14 protein-coding genes are annotated in these 24662 nt (G+C 71.7%); 3 read left to right on the top strand and 11 right to left on the bottom strand.

Going from position 1 to position 24662, the window contains the following annotated elements:
• Window positions 1-15: 15 nt before the first annotated feature.
• On the top strand, window positions 16-1041 hold the full coding sequence (locus tag OG252_RS17340; RefSeq protein ID WP_266433625.1) for a Gfo/Idh/MocA family protein: 1026 nt from the start codon (window positions 16-18) through the stop codon (window positions 1039-1041).
• A complete protein-coding gene (locus OG252_RS17335) occupies window positions 1038-2075 on the top strand; it encodes a Gfo/Idh/MocA family protein (protein WP_329337093.1) in 1038 nt (345 codons plus the stop codon). Before OG252_RS17340 ends, OG252_RS17335 begins: the two co-directional genes overlap by 4 nt.
• Before the next feature lie 231 nt (window positions 2076-2306).
• Here the strand turns inward: OG252_RS17335 and glgB are convergent, their stop codons facing one another.
• The 5 genes from glgB to OG252_RS17310 form a co-directional block, all read right to left on the bottom strand.
• Window positions 2307-4793 (bottom strand): 1,4-alpha-glucan branching enzyme, encoded by a 2487-nt coding sequence (glgB, locus tag OG252_RS17330; RefSeq protein ID WP_329337091.1) that lies wholly within the window; start codon window positions 4791-4793, stop codon window positions 2307-2309.
• A 32-nt stretch (window positions 4794-4825) separates the two neighbouring features.
• Entirely contained in the window at window positions 4826-6214 is a 1389-nt protein-coding gene (locus tag OG252_RS17325) for a maltokinase N-terminal cap-like domain-containing protein (RefSeq protein ID WP_329337088.1), read from the bottom strand.
• 104 nt (window positions 6215-6318) lie between these two features.
• Window positions 6319-8019: a maltose alpha-D-glucosyltransferase gene (treS, locus tag OG252_RS17320; protein WP_266433617.1), complete on the bottom strand. Its 1701-nt coding sequence runs from the start codon at window positions 8017-8019 to the stop codon at window positions 6319-6321.
• On the bottom strand, window positions 8019-10115 hold the full coding sequence (locus tag OG252_RS17315; protein ID WP_329337086.1) for an alpha-1,4-glucan--maltose-1-phosphate maltosyltransferase: 2097 nt from the start codon (window positions 10113-10115) through the stop codon (window positions 8019-8021). The genes treS and OG252_RS17315 overlap by 1 nt, the downstream gene beginning before the upstream one ends.
• 218 nt (window positions 10116-10333) lie before the next feature.
• Complete coding sequence (locus OG252_RS17310; RefSeq protein ID WP_329337084.1) at window positions 10334-11533, bottom strand: S8 family peptidase; 1200 nt, start codon at window positions 11531-11533, stop codon at window positions 10334-10336.
• A 287-nt stretch (window positions 11534-11820) separates the two neighbouring features.
• Between OG252_RS17310 and OG252_RS17305 the strand changes: the two genes are divergently transcribed.
• Window positions 11821-14439, top strand: coding sequence for a glycosyltransferase family 1 protein (locus OG252_RS17305; protein ID WP_329337082.1), 2619 nt, complete (start codon window positions 11821-11823; stop codon window positions 14437-14439).
• A 41-nt stretch (window positions 14440-14480) separates the two neighbouring features.
• Here OG252_RS17305 and OG252_RS17300 read toward each other — a convergent pair whose 3' ends face one another.
• The 6 genes from OG252_RS17300 to OG252_RS17275 form a co-directional block, all read right to left on the bottom strand.
• A complete protein-coding gene (locus OG252_RS17300) occupies window positions 14481-14990 on the bottom strand; it encodes a DUF1990 family protein (RefSeq protein WP_266433608.1) in 510 nt (169 codons plus the stop codon).
• 73 nt (window positions 14991-15063) lie between these two features.
• On the bottom strand, window positions 15064-17142 hold the full coding sequence (locus OG252_RS17295; RefSeq protein ID WP_411148735.1) for a M4 family metallopeptidase: 2079 nt from the start codon (window positions 17140-17142) through the stop codon (window positions 15064-15066).
• Between the two features lie 262 nt (window positions 17143-17404).
• Window positions 17405-19168, bottom strand: coding sequence for an ABC transporter ATP-binding protein (locus OG252_RS17290; RefSeq protein ID WP_266433604.1), 1764 nt, complete (start codon window positions 19166-19168; stop codon window positions 17405-17407).
• Window positions 19165-20922 carry an ABC transporter ATP-binding protein gene (locus tag OG252_RS17285; protein WP_329337077.1) on the bottom strand — a complete coding sequence of 586 codons (1758 nt, stop codon included), beginning with the start codon at window positions 20920-20922 and terminating at the stop codon, window positions 19165-19167. The genes OG252_RS17290 and OG252_RS17285 overlap by 4 nt, the downstream gene beginning before the upstream one ends.
• A 37-nt stretch (window positions 20923-20959) precedes the next feature.
• A complete protein-coding gene (locus OG252_RS17280; RefSeq protein ID WP_329337075.1) occupies window positions 20960-22822 on the bottom strand; it encodes an ABC transporter ATP-binding protein in 1863 nt (620 codons plus the stop codon).
• Window positions 22819-24624, bottom strand: a complete 1806-nt coding sequence (locus tag OG252_RS17275) for an ABC transporter ATP-binding protein (protein ID WP_266433598.1) — start codon at window positions 24622-24624, stop codon at window positions 22819-22821. Before OG252_RS17275 ends, OG252_RS17280 begins: the two co-directional genes overlap by 4 nt.
• Window positions 24625-24662: the final 38 nt, after the last annotated feature.

Here is a 24662-nt window from a genome sequence, read left to right as displayed (position 1 = left end):
AGGTCGGAGAATTCCATGGCAGAACTCGAAGTCGCGCTGATCGGCGCGGGCGGCATCGCCCGCACGCATCTGCCCGCGTGGGTCGCCCTCGGCGCGCGCGTACGCCTCTACGCACCCGACGGCCAAGCGCCCGCCCTGGCCCGCGAGTTCGGCGCGACGTCCGTGGGCTCCCTGCGTGAGGCGATCGCCGGGGCCGGCGTGGTGGATGTGTGCACGCCGACCGACACCCACCGGGAGATCACCCTGGCCGCCGTCGCGGCCGGGGCCCACGTCCTGTGCGAGAAGCCGCTGGCGCTCGGCGCGGCCGAGGCCGCGGAGATGGCCGACGCGGCGGAAGCGGCCGGGGTGCTGCTGTACCCGGGACACGTCGTGCGCTACTTCCCCGCCTACGCCCGCCTGCGCGCCCTCGTCGCCGGGGGCGGCCTGGGCCGGGTGGCGGTCGCCCGGTTCACCCGTACCGGCCGCTATCCCACCTGGAGCGGCTGGTTCGCCGACCCGGCACGGTCCGGCGGGATCCTGACGGACCAGATGCTCCACGACATGGACATGGCCCGCTGGCTGTTCGGAGACGTCGTGCGGGTCCACGCCCGGCAGCAGGGGCATCTCACCGCCCCGGCCCCGGAAGGGGCGGTCGCCACCGGGACCGCCGTCCTCACCCACGCGGGCGGCACCCTCACCCAGGTCGTAGGGGTGTGGGGGCCGCCCGCGACGCCGTTCCGCACCACGTTCCACGTCTCGGGCACCGGCGGTACCGTCCAGCACGACTCCCAGGCCCACCTCGACCTGCGGATCACCGGCGCGGCGTCCGGCGGCCCGGCGGACGGTATACCGGGCTCAGACTTCGGGGAGTCGCCCTACCTCACCCAGATCCGCGAGTTCGCCGAGGCGTTCGCGGGCGGTCCGGAACCACGGGTGAGCGGCCGGGACGGTGTGGCCGCCGTCCGCATCGCCGAGGCGGCGGCGGAGTCGGCCCGTACCGGGCGCACCATCGAGCTCGCCCCGCAGACAACCACCGCACCCACAGGGGGAATCGACCAGTGAGAGTCGCCGTACTGTCCTTCGCCCATGTGCACGCCGCGACCTACATCGGGCTGCTGCGCGACCGCGAGGACATCGAGTTGATCACCGCCGACCCCGACGCCCCGCCGGACGACCCCACCCGTGGCCGGGACCTCGCCGAACGCCTGGGCGCGGCCTACGTCGACACCTGGGACGAGGCGTTCGCCCTGAGCCCCGACGCCGTGGTGGTCACCAGCGAGAACGCCCGGCACCGGCACCTGGTCGAGCGGGCCGCCGCGGCCGGGGCGCACGTGCTGTGCGAGAAGCCCCTCGCGACGACGGAGGCGGACGCACGGGCCATGATCGACGCCTGCGCACGCGCCGGGGTCGGGCTGATGACCGCCTATCCCGTACGGTTCAGCCCGGCCTTCGTCGCCCTGCGCCGCGCGCTGGCCGACGGCCTGCTCGGCGGGCTGATCAGCGTCCACGGAGCCAACAACGGCTCGAACCCGGCCCGCTCGCGCCCCTGGTTCGCCGACCCGGAACTGGCGGGCGGCGGAGCGCTGGCCGACCACACCGTCCACCTCGCCGACCTCGTGGACGCACTGCTGGACGGCGAGCAGGCGGCGGAGGTGTACGCCCAGGCCAACAGCATCCTGGACGACGGCGGGCCCGCACCGGACGTGGAGACCGCGGGCCTGGTCACCATCCGCTACCCCGGCGGGGTGGTCGCCGGGGTAGACGCCAGCTGGAGCCATCCACCCGACCACCCGACCTGGGGCGGGCTCGCCATGACCTGCGTCGGCGAGAAGGCGATCGTGGAGTTCGACGCCTTCCCCCCGCTGCTCGGCGGCTTCGACTCCGCCACCGGCCGCGACCGCTGGGAGGCGGGCGGGGCCGATCTGGACGCCGCGATGCTGGACGAGTTCCTCGACGCCGTACGCACCGGACGGCGCCCGTCCCCCGACGGCGAGTCGGGCCTGCGCACCCTCCGGATCGTGCTGGCCGCCTACGAGTCGCTGCGTACCGGACAGCCGGTGGCACTGTCGGCTGCCGCCGGGACGGCAGCCGACTGACGACCGGCTAGGGCCTGTCCGGCGGATCAGGTCGCAGGAAATCGGCGGTGCGTGATCGACGCAGGTGAGCGGGGCATGGTGCGTCGAGCTGCAAGGCGGAGGAGGGCGTCGATGCGATGGGGGTCCCCCCGCTCGAGCGAAGTCGAGAGTGGGGGGAATCGGCAACCGACGACAACGCCGCAGATCGGCGTGCCATGCCCCGCGTCTGCGGCATGATCCGGCGGGCAGGCCCTAGGCCGGCCGCAGCCACACCGTGGCCATCGGCGGCAGCGTCAGCCGGATGCTGGCCGTCCGGCCGTGCCACGGCTGCGGTTCCGGCTTGATGACGTCCGGGTTGGTGACGTCGCTGCCGCCGTACTTCGCCGCGTCCGTGTTGAGGGACTCGTGCCAGGCCGGGACCTCGTCCGGAACGCCGAGGCGGTAGTCGTGGCGGACCACCGGCGAGAAGTTGGAGATCGCGAGCAACGGGCTGCCCTCCGCGTCGTACCGCAGGAACGCGAAGACGTTGTCCTCGGCCGCGTCGCCGACCACCCACTGGAAACCGGAGGGGTCGGTGTCGCGCTGCCACAGCGCCGGGGTGTGCCGGTAGACGATGTTGAGGTCCCGTACCAGGTCCCGCACGCCCCGGTGGTCCGGCTCGGCCCCGTACGCGGGGTCGAGGAGCCACCAGTCCGGGCCGTGTGCCTCGGACCACTCGGCGCCCTGCGCGAACTCCTGGCCCATGAAGAGGAGTTGCTTGCCGGGGTGGGACCACATGAACCCGAGGTAGGCGCGGTGGTTGGCGCGCTGCTGCCACCAGTCGCCGGGCATCTTCGACACCAGGGACCGCTTGCCGTGGACGACCTCGTCGTGGGAGATGGGCAGGACGTAGTTCTCGCTGTAGGCGTAGACCATGGAGAAGGTCATCTCGCCGTGGTGGTACTTGCGGTGGATCGGGTCGTGGCTCACGTAGTCCAGCGAGTCGTGCATCCAGCCCATGTTCCACTTCAGCCCGAAGCCGAGGCCGCCGGTGTCGGTCGGGCGGGTCACTCCGTCCCAGGCCGTGGACTCCTCCGCGATCGTCACCACCCCCGGCACCCGCCGGTACACCGTGGCGTTCATCTCCTGGAGGAAGGCCACCGCGTCCAGGTTCTCCCGGCCGCCGTGCTCGTTGGGCGTCCACTGGCCCGGCTCGCGCGAGTAGTCGAGGTAGAGCATCGAGGCGACCGCGTCCACGCGCAGGCCGTCGATGTGGAACTCCTCGCACCAGTACACGGCGTTGGCGACCAGGAAGTTGCGCACCTCGCGGCGGCCGTAGTCGAACTCCAGAGTGCCCCAGTCGGGGTGGGCGGACCGGAGCGGGTCCTCGTGCTCGTAGAGGGGACGGCCGTCGAACTCGGCCAGGGCCCAGTCGTCGCGCGGGAAGTGCGCCGGCACCCAGTCCATCAGTACCCCGATGCCGGCCTGGTGCAGCGCGTCGACCAGGTGCTTGAAGTCGTCGGGGGTGCCGAGGCGGGCGGTCGGGGCGTAGAAGCCGGTGACCTGGTAGCCCCAGGAGCCGCCGAAGGGGTGCTCGGCGACCGGCATCAGCTCGACGTGGGTGAAGCCCAGGTCCTTGACGTACGCCGGCAGTTGCTCGGCCAGTTCGCGGTAGGTCAGTCCGGGGCGCCAGGACGGCAGATGGACCTCGTAGACCGAGAACGGCGCCTCATGGGCGTGCGTGTCCGTGCGCCTGGCCAGCCACTCCTCGTCGTGCCACTCGTGGTGCGAGGAGGTCACGATGGACGAGGTGTTCGGCGGGACCTCCGTGCGGCGGGCCAGCGGGTCGGCGCGCAGGGTCCTGGAGCCGTCCGGCCGGGTGAGCTCGAACTTGTACAGCTCGCCCTCGCCGATGCCGGGCAGGAACAGCTCCCACACGCCGGTGCCGCCGAGCGAACGCATCGGATACGCGGTCGGGTCCCAGAAGTTGAAGGTGCCGGCTACGCGCACGCCCCGCGCGTTCGGCGCCCACACCGTGAAGCGGGTGCCGGTCACGCCCTGGTGGGTCATCGGCTCGGCGCCGAGCGCCGTCCACAGCTGCTCGTGCCGGCCCTCGCCGATCAGGTGCAGGTCGAGATCGCCCAGCGCGGGCAGGAAACGGTACGCGTCCTCGGTGTCCTGGACCGTCCCCTCGTACGCCACGAGCAGCCGGTACGCCGGGACCTCGGGCAGCGGCAGCAGTCCCGAGAAGAAGCCGTCCCCGTCGTCGTGCAGTTCGGCCCGCAGCTCCCCGGCGACGACCGTGACGGACAGCGCGTACGGCCGGAACGCGCGGAAGGCGATACCGCCGGGCACCGGGTGGGCGCCGAGCACCGAGTGCGGGGCGTGGTGGGTGCCGGCCAGCAGCCGCTCGCGGTCACCGGCGTCCACGGCCGGGGACACCACGACGGGTGCCTCCTGCCGCGGAGCGGGGATCGGCGCGGTGACCTTCTTCGCCGCGGCCTTCTTGGTCGTGACCTTCTTCGCGGTGGCCTTCTTCGTGCCGGCCTTCTTCGTGGTGGCCTTCTTGGCGGCCGGGGCCGTCTTCTTCGCCGTGGTCTTCTTCGTCACCGTCTTCTCGGCGGTGGTCTTCTTCGCCGCCGCCTTCTTCACCGTTTTCTTGGGCGCGGTCGCCTTCTCCGCGGCCTTCTTCACACTCTTCGCGGCTTGCGCAGCCGTCTTCTTCGGATCCGAACCGCTGGACGGTGTGCGGGGGGTCACTGGCGGAGCCTCCTGGGCGAAAATCTGGTCGGTCAGATCAGGTCGGATGTCACGTAGCCCTCGATGGCGGCCATCGGCACGGGGAGCCAGTCGGGTCGGTGGCGGGCCTCGTAGACGACCTCGTAGATCGCCTTGTCCGTCTCGTAGGCGCGCAGCAGCACCGGGTCGGTCCGCGGATCGACGCCGCTGACCTCCGCGTACCCGGAGCAGTACGCCGCCCGGCAGGCCTCGGCCCAGCCCGGCACCGGCAGGTCGGTGGAGTGGGCCGCGTAGTCGAAGGAGCGGAGCATGCCCGCGATGTCCCGGGCCGGCGGCTGCGGCATCCGGCGTTCGGCGAGCGGTTTCGACGGCTCGCCCTCGAAGTCGATCAGCGACCACTGGCCGGCCGGCGAGCGCAGGCACTGGCCGAGGTGCAGGTCGCCGTGGATGCGCTGCGCGGTCCAGGTGAGGCCCTCCGCGGCCAGGTCGGCCAGCGCGGTGAACGCGGAGCGCAGCCCGGGCGCGTACGGCCGGAGCGCGGGCACCGCCTGCACGGCCGCCTCCAGCCGCTCGATCATGCCGTCGGCCAGCAGCTGGAGCTGGGTGTGGCCGAGGGTCACCGTGGGCAACGCGCGGGCGAGCGCGGTGTGCACCTCGGCGGTGGCCCGCCCCAGCGACCGTGCCTCCGCGCCGAAGTCCTCGCCCTTGGCCAGCTCCCGCAGCGCGAGTTCCCAGCCGTCGGAAGCGCCCTGCACGAACGGCTGGAGGACGCCGAGGACGTACGTCTCCCCGTCCAGCTCCGCCCGCAGCCATCCCGTCGGAGCGGGCACCCGGGGGCAGCCCTCCCGGGCGAGGGCCAGCGGCAGTTCAAGGTCGGGGTTGGTGCCGGGCACGATCCGGCGCAACAGCTTCAGGATGAACGTATCTCCGTAGACGATCGACGAGTTGGACTGCTCGGCGGTCATCATCCGGGGCACGAGACCGTCCCGGATCTCCTGCTGCGGGTCCCGTTCGAAGCGCAGCCCGCCGATGCGGGCCCGGGTACGCAGGGCCTCCAGGAGCAGTTCGGCCGGCCGGGGGTCGTACAGCGCCTCGTACGCCGTGTATCCGGCGAGCGGACCGTCCTCGACGTGTCCGATCAGCGCGGGCGCCAGCCGGGGCGGCAGCGCCTCGCGCACGCCTATGAGGAGCTGGTAGCAGTCACCGGGATGCGGCGCGCTGCCCAGGGCGAGGGGCTGGTGGGCGCGGACCAGCAGGTGGTACACGCCCTGCTTCGCCGTCGGTGGCAGCAGCTCGGTGGCCGCCACCAGGGAGAACCCGGTGACCGGGCGCCCCTTGCCCGCGAACCAGCGCTGCCGCGGCAGCCACTCCCGCAACAGGGGATCCAGTGACGCAAGGAGGCCAGGATGTGTCGTGGCGGTACGGGTGACGGCTTCCGACATGGCGTCGCGTCCTTTCCCCGGGTGGGCGGGGTGTTACTGATGCGTGCCCCGGGCGGGGCGGTGGAAACCGACCCGCCCGGGGTTCTGCCGGGCATTTCCGGTCGCTACGCGGCTTCCTTGCGGAGCCTGAACCAGTAGAACCCGTGCCCGCCGAGAGTCAACAGGTACGGCAGCTCACCGACGGCCGGGAATCGCACCCCGCCGAACAGCTCGACCGGGTGCCGCCCGTTGAACGCGCTGAGGTCCAGCTCCGTCGGCTGCGCGAACCGCGAGAAGTTGTTCACGCAGAGTACGAGGTCGTCCTCGTACTCCCGGAGGAAGGCGATCACCGCCGGGTTGGAGGAGGGCAGTTCCGTGTAGGACCCCAGGCCGAAGGCGGGGTTCTGCTTGCGGATCTCGATCATGCGGCGGGTCCAGTGCAGCAGGGAGGACGGGGAGGCCATCGAGGCCTCGACGTTCGTCACCTGGTAGCCGTGGACCGGGTCCATGATCGTGGGCAGGTACAGCCGCCCGGGATCACACGACGAGAAGCCCGCGTTGCGGTCCGGCGTCCACTGCATCGGGGTCCGTACGGCGTCGCGGTCGCCGAGCCAGATGTTGTCGCCCATGCCGATCTCGTCGCCGTAGTAGAGGATCGGCGAGCCCGGGAGGGACAGCAGCAGGGCCGTGAACAGCTCGATCTGGTTGCGGTCGTTGTCCAGCAGCGGCGCGAGCCGCCGCCGGATGCCGATGTTGGCGCGCATGCGGGGGTCCTTGGCGTACTCCGCCCACATGTAGTCGCGTTCCTCGTCGGTGACCATTTCGAGCGTGAGCTCGTCGTGGTTGCGCAGGAAGATGCCCCACTGGCAGTTCGAGGGAATGGCCGGTGTCTTGGCGAGGATTTCCGAGACGGGATACCTGGATTCCCTGCGCACGGCCATGAAGATGCGCGGCATGACCGGGAAATGGAAGGCCATGTGGCATTCGTCGCCGCCGGCCCGGTAGTCGCCGAAGTAGTCGACGACGTCCTCGGGCCACTGGTTGGCCTCCGCGAGCAGCACCGTGTCCGGGTAGGAGGCGTCGATCTCCTTCCGGACCCGCTTGAGGAACTCGTGGGTCGCCGGAAGGTTCTCGCAGTTGGTGCCCTCCTGCTGGTAGAGGTACGGCACCGCGTCCAGCCGGAAGCCGTCGATGCCGAGGTCCAGCCAGAACCGCAGCGCGGAGATGATCTCCTCCTGGACGGCCGGGTTCTCGTAGTTGAGGTCCGGCTGGTGGGAGAAGAAGCGGTGCCAGTAGTACTGCTTGCGCACCGGGTCGAAGGTCCAGTTGGACGCCTCGGTGTCGACGAAGATGATCCGGGCGTCCTGGTACTGCTTGTCGTCGTCGGCCCAGACGTAGTAGTCGCCGTACGGGCCGTCCGGGTCCTTCCTGGACTCCTGGAACCACGGGTGCTGGTCGCTGGTGTGGTTCATGACGAAGTCGATGATCACGCGCATGCCGCGCTGGTGGGTGGCGTCGACGAACTCCACGAAGTCGGCGAGGTCGCCGAACTCGGGAAGGACCGCGGTGTAGTCCGAGACGTCGTAACCGCCGTCCCGGAGGGGTGACTTGAAGAACGGCGGCAGCCAGAGGCAGTCGACGCCCAGCCACTGCAGGTAGTCCAGTTTCGCGGTCAGTCCCTTGAGGTCGCCTACCCCGTCACCGTTGCTGTCCTGGAAGGAGCGGACGAGGACCTCGTAGAAGACGGCGCGCTTGAACCACTCGGGATCCCGGTCCTTGGCGGGAGTGTCCTCGAAGGTGTCCTGGACGGGCTCGTTGACGATCATTATGTGGGTGACCCTCCGATCTGCGGGGTGGACGGTCGCAGAACCGAGAAGATGTGCGCGGGCCGGGTGCCCGGTTCGAGGCGCACATAATTGGCCCTGCCCCAGTAGTAGGTCTCGCCGGTGAGCTCGTCGCGCACCGGCACCGACTCGTGCCATTCCAGGCCGAGTTGCGGCATGTCCAACGAGACCGTGGCCTCCTGGGTGTGGTGGGGGTCGAGGTTGGCGACCACCAGAACCGTGTTCGAGCCGCTCCGCTTCGAGTACGCGATCACCGCTTCCTGGTCCGCCTGGTGGAAGTGGAGATCGCGCAGCTGCCGCAGGGCCGGGTTCGCGCGCCGGATCGTGTTGAGCCGGGTGATCAGGGGGGTCAGGGAGCGGCCCTCGCGGTCGGCCGCCTCCCAGTCGCGGGGTTTGATCTGGTACTTCTCCGAGTCGAGGTACTCCTCGCTGCCGTCGCGCAGCGGGGTGTTCTCGCACAGTTCGTAGCCGCTGTAGATGCCCCAGGCCGGCGACAGCGTGGCGGCCAGCACCGCACGCACCTCGAAGGCGGGCCGGCCGCCGCGCTGGAGGTACTCGTGCAGGATGTCCGGGGTGTTGGCGAAGAAGTTGGGCCGCATGTAGGCGGCCGCCTCGCCGGACAGCTCGGTCAGGTACTCGGTCAGCTCCTGCTTGCTGTTGCGCCAGGTGAAGTACGTGTACGACTGCTGGAAACCGGTCTGCGCCAGGGTGTGCATCATCGCCGGCCGGGTGAACGCCTCGGCCAGGAAGATCACATCGGGGTCGGTGCGGTTGATGTCGGCGATGACCCGCTCCCAGAACACCACCGGCTTGGTGTGCGGGTTGTCCACGCGGAAGATCCGCACCCCGTGGTCCATCCAGTGCCGCAGCACCCGCAGCGTCTCCGCGATCAGGCCGTCCATGTCGGCGTCGAAGGCGATCGGGTAGATGTCCTGGTACTTCTTCGGCGGGTTCTCCGCGTACGCGATCGTGCCGTCCGGGCGGTGGTGGAACCACTCCGGGTGCTTCTGCACCCAGGGATGGTCGGGGGAGCACTGCAACGCGAAGTCCAGGGCGATCTCCATGCCCAGGCCCTTGGCCTCCCGCACGAACCAGTCGAAGTCCTCGATCGTCCCCAGGTCGGGGTGGACCGCGTCATGGCCGCCCTCGGGGGAGCCGATCGCCCACGGCACCCCGACGTCCTCGGGCCCGGGGGAGAGCGTGTTGTTGCGGCCCTTGCGGAAGGTGTGGCCGATCGGGTGGATCGGCGGCAGATACACCACGTCGAAGCCCATCGCGGCGATCGCCGGAAGCCTCCTGGCCGCCGTGCGGAACGTGCCGTGCGGCCGCTCCGGCGTGCCCTCCGAGCGCGGGAAGAACTCGTACCAGGAGCCGTACAGGGCCCGCTCCCGCTCCACCAGCAGCGGCAGCGTCTCCGACGCCGTCACCAGCTCCCGCAGCGGATAGCGGGCCAGGACCGCGTCCACCTCCGGTGTCAACGCGGCGGCCAGCCGGGCCGCTGCCGGGCGGGTCTCGTCGCGCAGGGCGGCGACGGCGGCGCGCAGGACCTGCCGTTTGCCCTTCTTGGGGACGTCGGCGGCCGCCCGTTCGTACAGCCGGGCGCCCTCCTCCAGGACGAGTTCGGTGTCCATGCCCGCGGGGATCTTGATCTGGGCGTGGCGCCGCCAGGTGGTGACGGGATCGCCCCAGGCCTGAACGGTGTACGTCCAGCGGCCGGGCGCGTCGGCACTGACGGTGGCGCCCCAGCGGTCGGTGCCGGGCGCCAGTTCGCGCATCGGCGTCCAGGGGCCCGGCCGGCCTTCGGGATCGGTCAGGACGACGTTGGCGGCGACGGCGTCGTGCCCCTCGCGGAAGACGGTGGCCGAGACCACGAAGGTCTCGCCCACGACGGCCTTGGCGGGCCTGCGTCCGCGCTGGACGACCGGGCGGACGTCCAGGACGGGTATGCGTCCGATGCCGGTGGCGGTGTCGCCCGCGGAGGGTGGCTCCGGGGCCGGCGGACCGTCGTCGACCGGGCGCACGGGTACTGCTTCGGTGCTCGGTGTCGGGGGTGCTGACGAGTGGTGCGTGGCGGGCATGACCGCTCCTGTCCGCGTCAACGTTGGGTGGGCGGATGGCTGTGGGGAGGTGGGTCCTGCGTGGTGTCCCTGTGGTCTTTCTCAGGGGCGTACCGGAGGAGCCTTCCCACCCTATTCGGGTGGGCAATCCGGCACTTTGTTAACTACTCACGCGTATGTCTGCACACAAGACCGGCCCCGTTCTGGCCGAACGGGGCCGGTGCGGGAGTCAGCCCCGGTCAGCGCGGTACCCGCAGCAGTTTGTTCGGTGATCCAAGGCCCCGGCCGGAGACTTTTCCGGACCCCGCCATGTCGACAAGTGCCTTCCCGACCTGGGCCGGAGTGGCCTTTCGATGCTCCGCGAGATAGAGCGCGGCCGCGCCCGCCGCGTGCGGCGACGCCATCGACGTACCGGACGAGGTGGCGGTGGCGGTGTTGCTCGCGATGGCCGTCGACATGACCGACACACCTGGCGCGAACAGGTCGAGGGCCGAGCCGTAGTTGGAGAAGCCCGCCCTGACGTCCTTCCTGTCACTCGCGCCGACCGTGATCGCCTGCCGTACGCCCGCCGGGGAGTACAGGGAGGCGGGCCGGCCGTCGTTGCCGGCGGCGATCGTGTACGTCACGCCGGACGCGATGGAGGTGCGTACGGCGGCGTCCAGCTGGGCGTTGCGGTAGCCGCCCAGGCTGAGGTTGGCGACCGCGGGTTTCTTCGCGTTCCTGGTCACCCAGTCGATGCCGGCGATGACCCGGGCGGTGGTGCCCGCGCCCGCGTTGTCGAGGACGCGTACGGCGACCACCTTGGCCTTCTTGGCCACGCCGTACTTGGTGCCGGCGACCGTGCCGGCGACATGGGTGCCGTGGCCGTTGCCGTCGCCCGCGCTCTTGTCGCCGCCGACGAAGTCCCAGCCATGACTTGCCCGGCCGCCGAAGTCCTTGTGGCCGGTCCGGATGCCGGTGTCGATCACGTAGACCGTGACGCCCGCCCCCGCGGAGTCCGGCCAGGTGTAGCTCTTGTCCAGCGGCAGGTTCGGCTGGTCGATGCGGTCCAGGCCCCAGGACGGCGGGTTCTTCTGGACGTGGTCCAGGGTCACCCGGGTGTCCTGGACGACCGAGGCGACGCGCGGGTCGGCCGCGAGCAGCTTGGCCTGTCTCTCGTCGGCCCTGATCGCGTAGCCGTTCATCACCGTGCCGTAGGTGTGGCTGATTCTCGCCCCGTACTTCTCGGCTATGCCCTTTCCGGCCGCCGACGGGGCCTTCGTTCCCCCCTCGAGTGTCACCAGGTAACTTCCGACGACGGAACCGGGTTGTCCGGCGCCGAGTATCCGCCCCTCCGGTACGGCGTGCGCGGGCAGGGTGATGGCCGAAAGCGCCGCGGCACAGGTCACCGCGGTCAGGCCCCCCGCCACGCGCAGACGCCGTGTTCGCGTCCGTGCCATGGCTCTGTACCCCCTCCTCAACTCGGCGTACGACAGCCGGGGTCACCGCGTGCGCGGCTCCTCGGGCCGGTACGCCACTTGGCAGCCTGTCGCGCGGTGTGAAGTACGACAAGGGCGCCTACGGGGGCGGAATCGGCCAAATCGGGTCAGGAGTCATAGAGTGCGGCCAGAACCGTGCCCGCCGGCAGGCGCCGTGGTTCCGGAGGCCCCGTGCCCGATACCTTCGAAGCTGCCGACGGACGCACACCGCCGTGCGTCCTCTTCCTCACGCCCGCTTGAGGTGGAATGTGAAGGCGATCCGTCGATTCACCGTCCGACCCGTGCTCCCCGAACCCCTCCGGCCGTTGAGCGACCTCGCGCGCAATCTGCGCTGGTCCTGGCATGCGGAGACCCGCGATCTCTTCCAGTCCGTCGATCCCGAGCGCTGGGCCGCCTCGGGCGGTGACCCCGTCCGGCTGCTCGGCGGTCTGCGCCCCGAGCGGCTTGCCGAGCTCGCCGAGGACCGCCGCTTCCTGCGCCGGCTCGCCGCGGCCGCCGACGATCTGAACGACTATGTGACCGGCGCCCGCTGGTACCAGACCCAGACGGCCGAACTGCCCGCCGCCGTCGCCTACTTCTCGCCCGAGTTCGGTGTCACGGCCGCCCTGCCCCAGTACTCCGGCGGCCTCGGCATCCTCGCCGGCGACCATCTGAAGGCGGCCAGCGACCTCGGCGTACCGCTGGTCGGCGTCGGGCTGCTCTACCGGCACGGCTACTTCCGTCAGTCCCTGTCCCGGGACGGCTGGCAGCAGGAGCACTATCCGGTGCTCGACCCGAACGAGCTGCCCGTCGCCCTGCTCAAGGAGCCCGACGGCACCCCCGCCCAGGTCTCCCTCGCCCTGCCCGGCGGCAAGCAGCTGCACGCCCGGATCTGGCTGGCCCAGGTCGGCCGGGTCCCGCTGCTGATGCTGGACTCGGACGTCGAGGAGAACGCCCTCGGCGAACGCGGGGTGACCGACCGGTTGTACGGCGGCGGCAGCGAGCACCGGCTGCTCCAGGAGATGCTCCTCGGCATAGGGGGTGTCCGGGCCGTGCGGACGTACTGCCGGCTCACCGGGCACCCCGAGCCCGAGGTGTTCCACACCAACGAGGGGCACGCCGGGTTCCTCGGCCTGGAGCGGATCGCCGAACTGTGCGCGCAGGGAATGGACTTCGACTCCGCTCTCGAAGCGGTCCGGGCCGGGACCGTCTTCACCACGCACACCCCCGTCCCGGCCGGCATCGACCGCTTCGACCGCGAGCTGGTCGCCCACCACTTCGGCCCCGACGCCGAACTCCCCGGCATCGACGTCGGACGCGTCCTGCAACTGGGCATGGAGACCTACCCGGGAGGCGAACCCAACCTCTTCAACATGGCCGTGATGGGCCTGCGCCTCGCCCAGCGCGCCAACGGCGTCTCCCTGCTGCACGGCAGGGTCAGCCGGGAGATGTTCTCGGGACTGTGGCCGGGATTCGACGCCGAGGAGGTGCCGATCACCTCCGTCACCAACGGGGTGCACGCCCCGACCTGGGTGGCCCCGGAGGTCTTCCGGCTGGGCGCCCGGCAGATCGGCGCGCAGCGCACCGAGGACGCCATGACCGTCGGCGGCTCCGAGCGCTGGGACGCGGTCGCGGACATCGCCGACCAGGACATCTGGGAGCTGCGGCGGAACCTGCGCGAGCAGCTGGTGACCGAGGTGCGGGAGCGGCTGCGCGCCTCCTGGCGGCAACGCGGGGCCGGTACCGCCGAGCTGGGCTGGATCGACGGCGTGCTCGACCCGGACGTCCTCACCATCGGGTTCGCGCGGCGCGTCCCCTCGTACAAGCGGCTGACGCTGATGCTGCGCGACCGGGACCGGCTGATGGATCTGCTGCTGCACCCGGAGCGGCCGATCCAGATCGTCGTCGCGGGCAAGGCGCACCCGGCCGACGACGGCGGGAAGCGGCTGGTGCAGGAGCTGGTGCGGTTCGCGGACGACCCAAGGGTGCGGCACCGGATCGTGTTCCTGCCGGACTACGGCATGGGGATGGCGCAGAAGCTCTACCCCGGCTGCGACATCTGGCTGAACAACCCGCTCCGGCCGCTGGAGGCGTGCGGGACCAGCGGGATGAAGGCCGCGCTCAACGGCTGCCTCAACCTCTCCGTGCTGGACGGCTGGTGGGACGAGTGGTTCCAGCCCGACTTCGGCTGGTCGATCCCCACCGCCGACGGCATCGGCACCGATCCCGACCGCCGTGACGACATAGAGGCCGACGCGCTCTACGACCTGCTGGAACAGCGGGTCACCCCGCGCTTCTACGAGCGTGGGCAGGGCGGACTGCCCGACCGCTGGATCGAGATGGTCCGCCAGACCCTCACCCTGCTCGGCCCGAAGGTGCTGGCCGGCCGTATGGTCCGCGAGTACGTGGAGCGGCTCTACGCCCCGGCCGCCCACGCCCACCGCACGATGGCCCCCGAGGCCGCCCGTGAACTGGCGGAGTGGAAGTCCCGGCTGCGCTCGGCCTGGCACGGCGTGACCGTCGACCATGTCGAGACCACCGCCGCCACCGCCACCGCCGAACTCGGCACCACCCTCGGGCTGAGGGTGCACGTCGGCCTCGGCGGCCTCGCCCCCGAGGACGTCGAGGTGCAGGCGGTCTCCGGCCGCGTGGACGGGGAGGACCGCATCACCGACGCCGCGACCGTCCCGCTGAAGGCGGCGGGCGGCCCGGATCCGGAGGGACGGTGGGTGTACGAGGGCCCGCTGTCCCTGGACCGGACCGGGCCGTACGGCTACACGGTCCGCGTCCTTCCCGCGCACCGGCTGCTGGCTTCCGGGGCGGAGCTGGGGCTGGTGGCGCTGCCGGCGGAGGACGTGGTGGAGGAGGCGGGCGTGCTGATGAGGTGAGGCGGCGGGTGTGGTGTTGGGGTGGCTGTGCGTGGCTCGGCTCAGATCTTCTCCAGCGGCGCGCACAGCCGCCGCAGCACCGCCCCGCACCGCCGGGCGTACGCGTGCTGCAACCCCCGGGTCGCCGGGCCGCCCGCTCGGGCGTACCACTTGGCGCCCTTGCTGAACGCGGAGATCGTCAGCCAGACCGTGCCGTCGCCGGTGCGGTCCACGACGAAGGACTCCTCGCCGCACTCCGGGTGACCGGTCAGCGTGCCGTACGCCCAGCCGGCGCGGCGGGGTTCCTCGACCGTCCAGACCACGCGGCACGGGGCCTTGATCAGTCCGGCGAGGGTGACGGTGACGTCGACCTCGGGGGCGGCGCGGTCCGCGTCGGCGTCGATGCCGACGCCCAGCTCGCGGTGCATCTCCCAGGTCAGGACCGCCTCGGAGGCTCTGCGGAAGACCTCTTCGCCCTCACCGATACGCGCGCGTACATGCAGGGGGTGGAAGCCGGGCGGGCAGAAGCCGTCCCGCCGGGTGGCGCCGACGTCGTCGTACGTGAAGGACATGAGTACCAAGAGTAGGGCGGCCCCCGGGAATGGCTTCGTCCCGGGGGCCGCGCGTCTCACTCCGCAGTGAGGCCTACGGGAACGTGAGCTTCCAGCTGTTGATGTAGCCGGTGTCCACGGCTGCGTTGTCCTGGACCCTCAGCTGCCAGACCCCGTTGGCGACCTCGGAGGAGGCGTTCACGGTGTACGTGGTGTTGAGGTTGTCCGCGCTGCCCCCGGCGCCGTACGCCTTCAGCGTGTACGCCGTGCCGTCGGGCGCGACCAGCTGCACCTGGAGGTCACCGACGTAGGTGTGGACGATGTCGACCGCCACCGCCAGGTTCGACGGCGCGTTGCCCGTCCGTCCGGACACGGTGAGCGACGAGGTGACCGCCGCTCCGTTGTCCGGAATCGATACGTCGGTGGCGTTCTCGAAGGCGGTGCCGCCACCGCCCCCGCCGCCACCGTCGGAGCGGGCACCGACCGCGACGCCCGCCCAGGCGTCCTGCACCGCCTTGTACTCGGCGCTCGTCGTGCCGTACAGCTCACCGGTCGCCGCGAGGGTGCCGGTGCGGGCCGCCGCGTAGTTGGTGGTCGAGGTGAACTTCGTGGTCAGTGCGCGGAACCAGATCTTCTCGGCCTTGTCCCGGCCGATGCCGGTGACCGCAAGGCCGTCCGCGGTGGGCGAGTTGTAGCTGACCCCGTTGATGGTCTTGGTGCCGCTGCCCTCGCTCAGCAGGTAGAAGAAGTGGTTCGCGGGGCCCGAGGAGTAGTGGACGTCGACCGACCCGATCCCGGAGTACCAGTTGTCGTACGACGAACCGTCCTGGCTCGGCTTGTCCATGTAGCGCAGCGGCGTGCCGTCGCCGTTGATGTTGATCTCCTCGCCGATGAGGTAGTCACCGACGTCGGAGGCGTTGTTGGCGTAGAACTCGACGGTCGAGCCGAAGATGTCGGAGGTCGCCTCGTTGAGACCGCCGGACTCGCCGCTGTAGTTGAGCCCCGCCGTGTTGGAGGTGAGCCCGTGGGTCATCTCGTGCGCGGCCACGTCGATCGAGGTCAGCGGGTTGGCGTTGCCCGAGCCGTCGCCGTACGTCATGCAGAAGCAGCTGTCGGACCAGAAGGCGTTGACGTAGTTGTTGCCGTAGTGGACCCGGGAGTAGGCGCCGACGCCGTCACCGCGGATGCCGCTGCGGCCGTGCACGTTCTTGTAGTAGTCCCAGGTCAGCGCGGCCCCGTAGTGCGCGTCCGCGGCCGCCGACTCCAGGTTCGACGGGGTGCCGTTGCCCCAGATGTCGTCCGGGCCGGAGAACAGGGTGCCGGTGCCCGAGGTGCCGCGGTTGAGGTTGTACGTCTTGTGGCCGCCGCGGGCGCCGTCGGTGAGGTTGAACGTCGTCCCGGACTGCGTGGTGCCGAGGGTGACCTGGCCGCTGTACACCGTGTTGCCGGTGCCGGTCTCGATGGCCTCCCACTCGTACAGCTTCGCGCCGGTCGTCGCGTCCGTGACGACGTGCAGCTCCTGCGGGGTGCCGTCGTGCTGGAAGCCGCCCACGACCGTCTCGTAGGCGAGGGTCGGCTTGCCGTCGGCCGCCCAGATCACCTTGCGCGGGGCGCGGTTGACCTCGGGGCTCTTGGCGTCCTCGGCCTTCGCCGCGGCGAGGGCCTGGGTCCTGGCCTTGGCGGCGGACTGCTTGGCCGTCGTGGTCGCCGGTTTGATGGCGGCCCGGGTGGCCTTGACGACGGCGTCGGTCGCGTCGGCCTTGGTGCTCTCCACGACCAGGTCGCCGCCCAGGACGGGCAGGCCGTCGTAGGTGCGCTCGTAGCGGGTGTGGACCGTGCCGTTGCCGTCCTTGAGGACGTCACGGACGACCAGCTTCTCCTTGCTGCCGAGGCCCAGTTCCTCGGCGGTCTCCGCCTTGGCGGACTCGGCCGTGCGGAGCAGCGCGGCGCGCTGGGCGGGGGTGAGCTTGACCGACTCGGCGCCCGGTATGACCTTTCCCGCGGCCGACGGTGCCTTCTCCGGGGCTGCGGTGGCGGCGCCCGACTGGACGGCCGCGGCGATCAGGGCGGACACGCCGACCAGGGCCACGGCGGCGACCCTGCGACGGGGGGTGGTGCGGGTGGGGGAGGTGCTGGTGTGGGAGGTGCGTCTGTGGGAGGAACTGTCTCTCAACACTGACTCCTTCTGCGTGGCCGCGGGTCGCACGGCCAGGGGAGACCGGTCGGCGGGTGGGCCGTCCGGGCAGAACAGGGCGGTGCGTGGAACCAGGTGCGGCCGCGTCACACGGATGTGCTGTGGGGTTGCTGCGAAGCGGCCGTGGGAAGAGTCGCAGGAGACGGCGGTTTCTGTCAGGAGCGCGTCAGAAAGTTGGCCGGAAATCGTTCGTTGCCCGGGTATTCATGTTCGGTATGCGGAGTATTCGTCCCCGTACGGACTAGCGGGCGTCCCCGTGCCACGACCCCCACAGCGCCGCGTACGCCCCGTCCGCCGCCACCAGTTCGTCGTGCGTGCCGAGTTCGGTCAGCAGGCCGTCCTCCATCACCGCCACCCGGTCCGCGTCGTGGGCGGTGTGCAGCCGGTGGGCGATGGCGATGACCGTACGGCCTTCCAGCACGGCGGCCAGGGCCCGCTCGGTGTGGCGGGCGGTGGTCGGGTCGAGCAGGGCCGTGGCCTCGTCGAGGATCAGGGTGTGCGGGTCGGCCAGGACGACCCGGGCGAGGGCGAGTTGCTGGGCCTGGGAGCCGTCCGTACGGCAACCGCCCTCGCCGAGCGTCGTGGTGAGGCCGTCCGGCAGCTCCCGTACCCAGGTGTCCGCGCCGACCGCCTCCAGCGCGGCCCACAGGTCCTCGTCCGTCGCGGTGGGTTCGGCGATCAGGAGGTTGTCGCGGACCGTGCCGAGGAAGACGTGGTGCTCCTGGGTGACCAGGACGACCTGGCGGCGCAGCTGTTCGGGGCCGAGGCCGACGACGGGCACCCCGCCGACCGTCACCGTGCCGGTGCTGGGCGCGTCCACGCCCGCCAGCAGCCGGCTCAGGGTGGTCTTGCCGGCGCCGGAGGGCCCGACGACCGCGAGCCGTTCCCCGGGGCGCACGGTCAGGTCGACGCCCCGCAGGACCTCGCCGCCCCGGTCGTAGGCGTAACGCACGCCGGTCACCTCGATCAGGTCGTCCGCCGGGACGGGGGCGTCGGCCGCGTCGGCCCGCGGGGCCCGGGCCAGCCCCTCCACGCGGGCGAACGAGGCGCCGCTGCTCTGCAGTTGCTCCACCCGGACCAGGATCTGGTCGAGGGGCTCGCTCATCTGCCGCAGATACAGCGCCGCCGCCACCACCGCACCCAGACTCATCACGCCGTCCGCGTGCAGCATCCCGCCGATCACCAGCACCCCGGCCACCGGGATCAGGTACGACACCTCCACCGCCGGGAAGAACACCGTGCGCAGGTACAGGGTGTGCAGGCGGGTGCGCCGGGACGTCTCCAGAGCCTCCCGGCTCGCCCTGATCCGCCGCTCCTCCAGGCGGAGCGCCTCGACCGTGCGCGCGCCCGACGCGGTCGCCGCGACCACCTCGGCGACCTCGGAGTTGGCCGCCCCCTCCGCCAGATAGCCGTCCCGCGCCCGGCGCAGATACCAGCGCAGGGCGAACCAGATCGGTGTCAGGCCCAGCACGCCGAACGCACCGAGCAGCGGGTCGATCACGAACACCGCGACCAGCGCGAACAGGAACTGCACGCCGTTGATGAGCAGTTCGGGGCCGGCGTCGCGCAGTGTCGTGCCGACGGTGGCCACGTCGGCCGTGCCGCGCGCGGTCAGGTCGCCGGTGCCGGCCCGCTCCACCACCGACGCGGGCAGCGCCAGCGTCCGGTCCACGAACTCCTCGCGCACCCGCGCCAGCGTCCGCTCCCCGAACCGGTGCCCGACGTACCGCGCCCACCGGGCCAGCAGCAACTCCGCCACCGCGCACACCAGCAGGGCCAGCGCCAGCCGGTCCACGGCCGAGACCCCGTCCCCGCCCCGCACCTCGTCGATGATCCGCCCCAGCAGCCACGGTCCGGCCAGCCCGGCGACGGCGGCCAGCGCGTTCAGCGCGAGCGCGGCCGCGAAGGCCCGCCGGTCGGCCTTCACCAGCCGCACGGAGGCCCGCCGCACGTCGGCGGGTTCGGCGACGGGCAGCTGCCCGGAAGAGGTCGTCGAGCCGGTCACCGTACGGCCTCCTCGGCATCTGCGGTGTCTGTGATCTCGGTGTCCGGCATCTCTGCGAGCTCGGTGTCTCGTGCCACCAGCGCCCGGTATCCCGGCTCCCGCTCCAACAGATCGCGGTGGCTGCCGGTGGCCGAGACCTTGCCCTCGACCAGGTGGAGCACGGTGTCCGCGCGGTCCAGCACCAGCGGGGAGGTGGTGGTGACGACCGTCGTACGGCCCCTTCGCGCGGCCCCCAGCCGCTCGGCCACCCGCGCCTCGGTGTGGGCGTCCAGCGCCGAGGTCGGCTCGACGGCGAGCAGCACCTCGGGGTCGGCGACCAGTGCCCGCACCAGCCGCACGCGCTGCCGCTGGCCGCCGGAGAGGTTGCGGCCCTGCGCGTCGATCGCCGAGTCGAGCCCGTCCGGCAGACCCTGCACGATGTCGTCGGCGACGGCCGTGTGCACGGCCCGCGCGACGCGCTCCTCGTCGCCGGGGTCGTCCCCACCGCCGACCAGTTCGCGCAGGGTGCCGGCGAACAGGTCGGCCTCGTGGTCGGCGACCAGGATCCGCCGCCTGACCTGCGCCAGCGCGATCTCGTCGAGCGGCACCCCGCCCCAGGTCGCCGCCGAGGGGACGTACCGGCCCAGTCGGTCGAGCACGGCCGCGCTGTCGGCGGGGCGGGCGCAGGCCAGCGCGGTCAGCCGCCCCGGCAGCACCCGCACACCCGACTCGGGGTCGTGCAGCACCGAGGGCTCCGCGGGCGCGTCCCGGGTGCCGGCGTCCTCCATCGGCTCCAGGCGCAGGAACCGTACGACCCGCCGGGCCGCCACCAGACCCCGGCTGATCTGGTAGCCGCACTCCACCCAGAACGCCACCGGCCCCACCAGGACCGCCACATAGCCGTACACGGACACCAACTCGCCGATGCTGATGGCCCCCTGGGCGGCGAGCCGGGCCGCCAGCCAGGTCACGACGGCCATGAACAGCGTCGGCAGCCCCACCCCGAGCGCCTGCACCCAGCTGGTCACCGCACCGACCCGGTAGCCCTGCGACCGCAGCCGCTGCGAGTCCCGGTGGAAGGCGTCCGCGAACAGCCCTTTCCCGCCCAGCCCGTTGAGGACCCGCAGCCCGCCCGCGAGGTCGGCGATCCGGGCGGTGAGCACGCCCTGCCGCTCCCGGTACTCCGTCTCGGTGCCCTGGAGGCGGGTCAGCAGCGGCCCGACCAGCAGGACGATCACCGGGATCCCGAGCAGCACCACCACGGCGATGAGCGTCGAGACCGACAGCAGCAGCCCGGCGACCACCAGGTAGGCGACGACCGCGCCGACCCCGGGCCCGACGACGGTCAGGGACTGGCTGATCGTCTGCACGTCGCCCACGCCGATCGTGACGACCTCCCCGGCCCCCGCCCTCCGGGACAGCGCGGCACCCAGCCGCACCGCCTGCCCGACGACGACCTTGACCGTGCGGAAGTTGGCGTCCATCCGCACCCGGGTCATCGTGCGGTGCCGCATGATGCTCAGCCAGGCGTTGAACGCCCCCACCGCGAACAGCGCGACACTCCAGCCGACCAGCGCGCCCATGTCGCCCGGCTCCAGGCCTTCGTCGATCGCCCGGGCCATCAGGTACGGCGTCGCCGCCAGCAGCACCATCCAGGTACTGCCCAGCAGCGCCCCGGCGGCGGCCCGGCCCGGCTGGCACCTCACCAGCCACCACAGATACCGGCCGCCGCCGCGGGAGTCGGGCGTGCCGGGATCCTCGTACGCGTCGATCATGTGCTGGTGTCTCCCTGGCTGGTGTCTCCCTGATCGGTCACGCCAGGCTGTCCCGCCACGCCCGGTGCAGATCCGCGAACCGGCCCGTGCCCGCGACGAGTTCGTCCGGACCGCCGTCCTCGACGATCCGCCCGTGCTCCATGACCAGCACCCGGTCCGCGATCTCCACGGTCGACAGCCGGTGCGCGATGACCACGGCCGTACGCCCCTTCAGCACCGTCGCCATCGCGCGCTGCACCGCCCGCTCGCCCGGTACGTCGAGCGAGCTGGTCGCCTCGTCGAGGATCAGCACCGCCGGGTCGGCGAGCAACGCCCGGGCGAAGGCGACGAGTTGGCGCTGTCCGGCGGAGATACGCCCGCCCCGCTTGCGGACGTCCGTGTCGTAGCCGTCGGGCAGCGCGGTGACGAAGTCGTGCGCACCGATCGCCTTCGCGGCCTCCTCGATCTCCTCACGGGTGGCGTCGGGGCGTCCGATCGCGATGTTCTCGGCGACCGTGCCGGAGAACAGGAACGCCTCCTGCGTCACCATGACCACCCCGCGCCGCAGCTCGGGCACGGCGAGGTCGCGCAGATCGACGCCGTCGAGGAGGACCCGCCCGTCGGAGGGGTCGTAGAAGCGGGCGAGCAGCTTGGCCAGGGTCGACTTGCCCGCGCCGGTCGAGCCGACGACCGCGACCGTCTGCCCGGCAGGGAGCGTCAGGTCGAAGCGGGGGAGGACCTCGCCCCCGGTGCGGTAGGCGAAGCGGACCCCGTCGAAGACGACCTCGCGGCCTGGGTGTTCGGACTCCAGCGGCGGGAGCTCCTTGGGCGTTGACGGTTCGGGCACGGACGGGGTCTGGGCGAGCAGCCCGGCGATCTTCTCCAGGGAGGCCGCCGCAGACTGGTAGGAGTTCAGGAACATCCCGAGCCGGTCGATGGGGTCGTACAGCCGCCGCAGATACAGCACCGCGGCCGCCAGCACCCCCAGCTCCAGCGAGCCGTCCGCCACCCGGTGCGCGCCCCACAGCACGATGACGGCGACCGCCGTGTTGGCGACCAGCCGGGAGCCGACCACATAGCGGGCCATCTCCAGGAGCGCGTCACCGTTGGTCCGCTCGTGCCGGGTGTTCAGCACCCCGAAGTCGGCGTCGTTGACCGCCTCCCGGCGGAAGGCGCGCACCGGCCGGATGCCGTTCATCGTCTCGACGAACTTCACGATCACGGCCGCGATGGCCGTCGACCGCGCCCGGTACACCCGCTTCGCCCGCCGCCGGTAGAGCCGGATGAGCAGATACAGCGGCACGAAGGACACCACCGCCACCGCGCCGAGCCCCAGGTCGAGCCAGAGCAGCAGCGCCGAGATGTAGGCGAAGGACAGGACGACCCCGACCAGCTCCTGCAGACCCTCGTCGAGCAGCTCGCGCAGGGACTCCACGTCCGTGGTGGAGCGGGAGATGAGCCGGCCCGAGGTGTAGCGCTCGTGGAAGTCGACGCTCAGCGCCTGGGCGTGGCGGAAGATCCGGCCGCGCAGGTCGAGCAGCACGTCCTGGTTGACGCGGGCGGCGGCGACGACGAACGCCGACTGCAGGGCGCCGGAGGCGAGCGCGCACAGCAGATAGCCGACGCCTACCGCGACCAGCGGGCCGCTGTCGTGGTCGCGGAACGCGGGGACGGCGCTGTCGATGGCGTACGCCACCAGCAGCGGGCCCGCCTGCATGGCCGCCTGCTGGAGCAGCAGCAGGAGCGTCGTGAAGGCGACGCGGGCCTTCATCGGGGCGAGCAGGGAGCGCAGCAGGGCGGCGGTGGCGCCCGGGGGAGTGGGCAGGACGTCCCGGTCGAAGGCGTCGTCCTGGCGGGCGGTCTCGTCGGCGGGCGGTTGCTCCTTGCCCGGTGCGGTGGTCGTGGTCGCCGGAGCCGTCATCGGGCTGCCTCCTCGGTCGTGCCGCTGGGGGTCCCGGCCATCAGATGGGCGTACTCGGCGTTCGTGCGCAGCAGTTCCTGGTGCGTGCCGACGGCGGCGATCCGGCCGCCGGAGAGCAGCGCGACGCGGTCGGCGAGCAGGACCGTCGACGGGCGGTGCGCCACGATCAGCCCCGTGGTCCGGGCGAGGACGTCCCGCAGCGCGGCCTCGACGGCGGCCTCGGTGTGCACGTCCAGCGCGGACAGCGGATCGTCCAGCACCAGGAACCCGGGCCGGCCCACCACGGCTCTCGCCAGCGCCAGCCGCTGCCGCTGACCGCCCGAGAGACTGAGCCCCTGCTCGCCCACCTGGGTGTCCGTGCCCTGCGGCAGCGCGTACACGAAGTCGGCCTGCGCCACGGCCAGCGCCCGCTCCAAGTCGTCCCGCCCCGCGTCCCCTTGAGCCCCCATGAGTACGTTGTCCCCCACTCCGGCGGAGAACAGGGTCGGCTCCTCGAAGGCGACGGCCACCTTGGACCGCAGCTCCTCCCGGGACATCGCGGTGATGTCCTCGCCGTCCAGCGTGATCCGCCCGGCCGTCACCTCGTGCAGGCGCGGCACGAGAGCGGTGAGCGTGGTCTTGCCGCTCCCGGTGGCACCGACGAGGGCCATGGACTCACCGGGGCGGACGTGGAGGTTGATGCGGTCGAGGACGGGCGGTGAGTCCTCGGGGGCGTCGGGGTAGCGGAACGACACGTCCTGGAAGCGAAGTCCGCTGTCCTCGGCCCGCGGTGCGGCGGCCGTCGCCCGCGACTCGGGCTTCTCGTCCATCACCTCGAAGTACCGCTCGGTCGCCGTCGCCGCCTCCTGACTCATCGCCAGCAGGAAGCCGATGGACTCCACCGGCCACCGCAGCGCGAGTGCCGTCGACAGAAAGGCCACCAGTGTCCCCGCCGACAGATCCCCGTCGGCCACCTGGACCGCCCCCAGCACCAGGGCCACCCCGATCGCCACCTCCGGCAGCGTCACGATGACGCCCCAGATCGTCGCCAGCAGCCCCGCCTTGCGCAGCTCCGTCCCCCGCAAGGTCCGCGACAGCTCCCGGAACGCCCGGGCCTGACTCCGGTGCCGCCCGAACCCCTTGATGATCCGGATGCCGAGCACGCTCTCCTCGACGACCGTCGTCAGATCGCCGACCTGGTCCTGGGCCTGCCGCGCCACCTTGGTGTACCGCGTCTCGAAGACCACGCAGGTCACGATCACCGGGATCGCCGGACCGAGGATGACCAGCCCGAGCGACCAGTCCTGGATCAGCATGATCACCACACCGATGACGATCGTCACTCCGTTGACCAGCAGAAACGTCAGCGGAAACGCGAGGAACATGCGCAGCAGCATCAGGTCCGTCGTGGCCCGGGACAGCAGCTGCCCGGACGCCCACCGGTCGTGGAAGGCCACCGGCAGCCGCTGGAGATGCCGGTACAGATCGGCCCGCATCCCCGCCTCGACCGCCGCGAGCGGCCGCGCCACCAGCCACCGCCGCAGCCCGAACAGCAGCGCCTCCGCGAGCCCGAGCAGCAGCAGGTACAGCGCCCCGAGCCACACCCCCGCGGAGTCCCGGTCGGCGACCGGCCCGTCCACCATCCACTTCAGCACCAGCGGAATCACCAGCCCCGCGCACGAGGCGAGCACCGCGACGAACGCGGCGGTCAACAGCCGCATCCGCACGGGCCGGACGTACGGCCACAACCGCAGCAGCGCGCGTACGGCCGACCGGTCGACGTGTTTTTCGGGGTCCTTGGTGGTTGCAGGTGTCGTCGCCATCAGCACGGAGCCTACGGATCGGCACTGACAACGCCCAC

Origin of the sequence: Streptomyces sp. NBC_01352 (genome assembly GCF_036237295.1) — a bacterium.
GTDB classification, from domain to species: domain Bacteria; phylum Actinomycetota; class Actinomycetes; order Streptomycetales; family Streptomycetaceae; genus Streptomyces; species Streptomyces plumbiresistens.
The sequence above is the reverse complement of the archived record's forward strand: the minus strand, read 5'-3'. Positions and strand labels throughout refer to the sequence as shown.

Coding starts and splice junctions, on each gene's coding strand:
- OG252_RS17340 (WP_266433625.1), top strand. CDS start 16: ATGGCAGAACTCGAAGTCGCGCTGATCGGCGCGGGCGGCATCGCCCGC.
- OG252_RS17325 (WP_329337088.1), bottom strand. CDS start 6,214: ATGTCGGAAGCCGTCACCCGTACCGCCACGACACATCCTGGCCTCCTT.
- treS (WP_266433617.1), bottom strand. CDS start 8,019: ATGATCGTCAACGAGCCCGTCCAGGACACCTTCGAGGACACTCCCGCC.
- OG252_RS17315 (WP_329337086.1), bottom strand. CDS start 10,115: ATGCCCGCCACGCACCACTCGTCAGCACCCCCGACACCGAGCACCGAA.
- OG252_RS17310 (WP_329337084.1), bottom strand. CDS start 11,533: ATGGCACGGACGCGAACACGGCGTCTGCGCGTGGCGGGGGGCCTGACC.
- OG252_RS17300 (WP_266433608.1), bottom strand. CDS start 14,990: ATGTCCTTCACGTACGACGACGTCGGCGCCACCCGGCGGGACGGCTTC.
- OG252_RS17285 (WP_329337077.1), bottom strand. CDS start 20,922: ATGATCGACGCGTACGAGGATCCCGGCACGCCCGACTCCCGCGGCGGC.
- OG252_RS17280 (WP_329337075.1), bottom strand. CDS start 22,822: ATGACGGCTCCGGCGACCACGACCACCGCACCGGGCAAGGAGCAACCG.
- OG252_RS17275 (WP_266433598.1), bottom strand. CDS start 24,624: ATGGCGACGACACCTGCAACCACCAAGGACCCCGAAAAACACGTCGAC.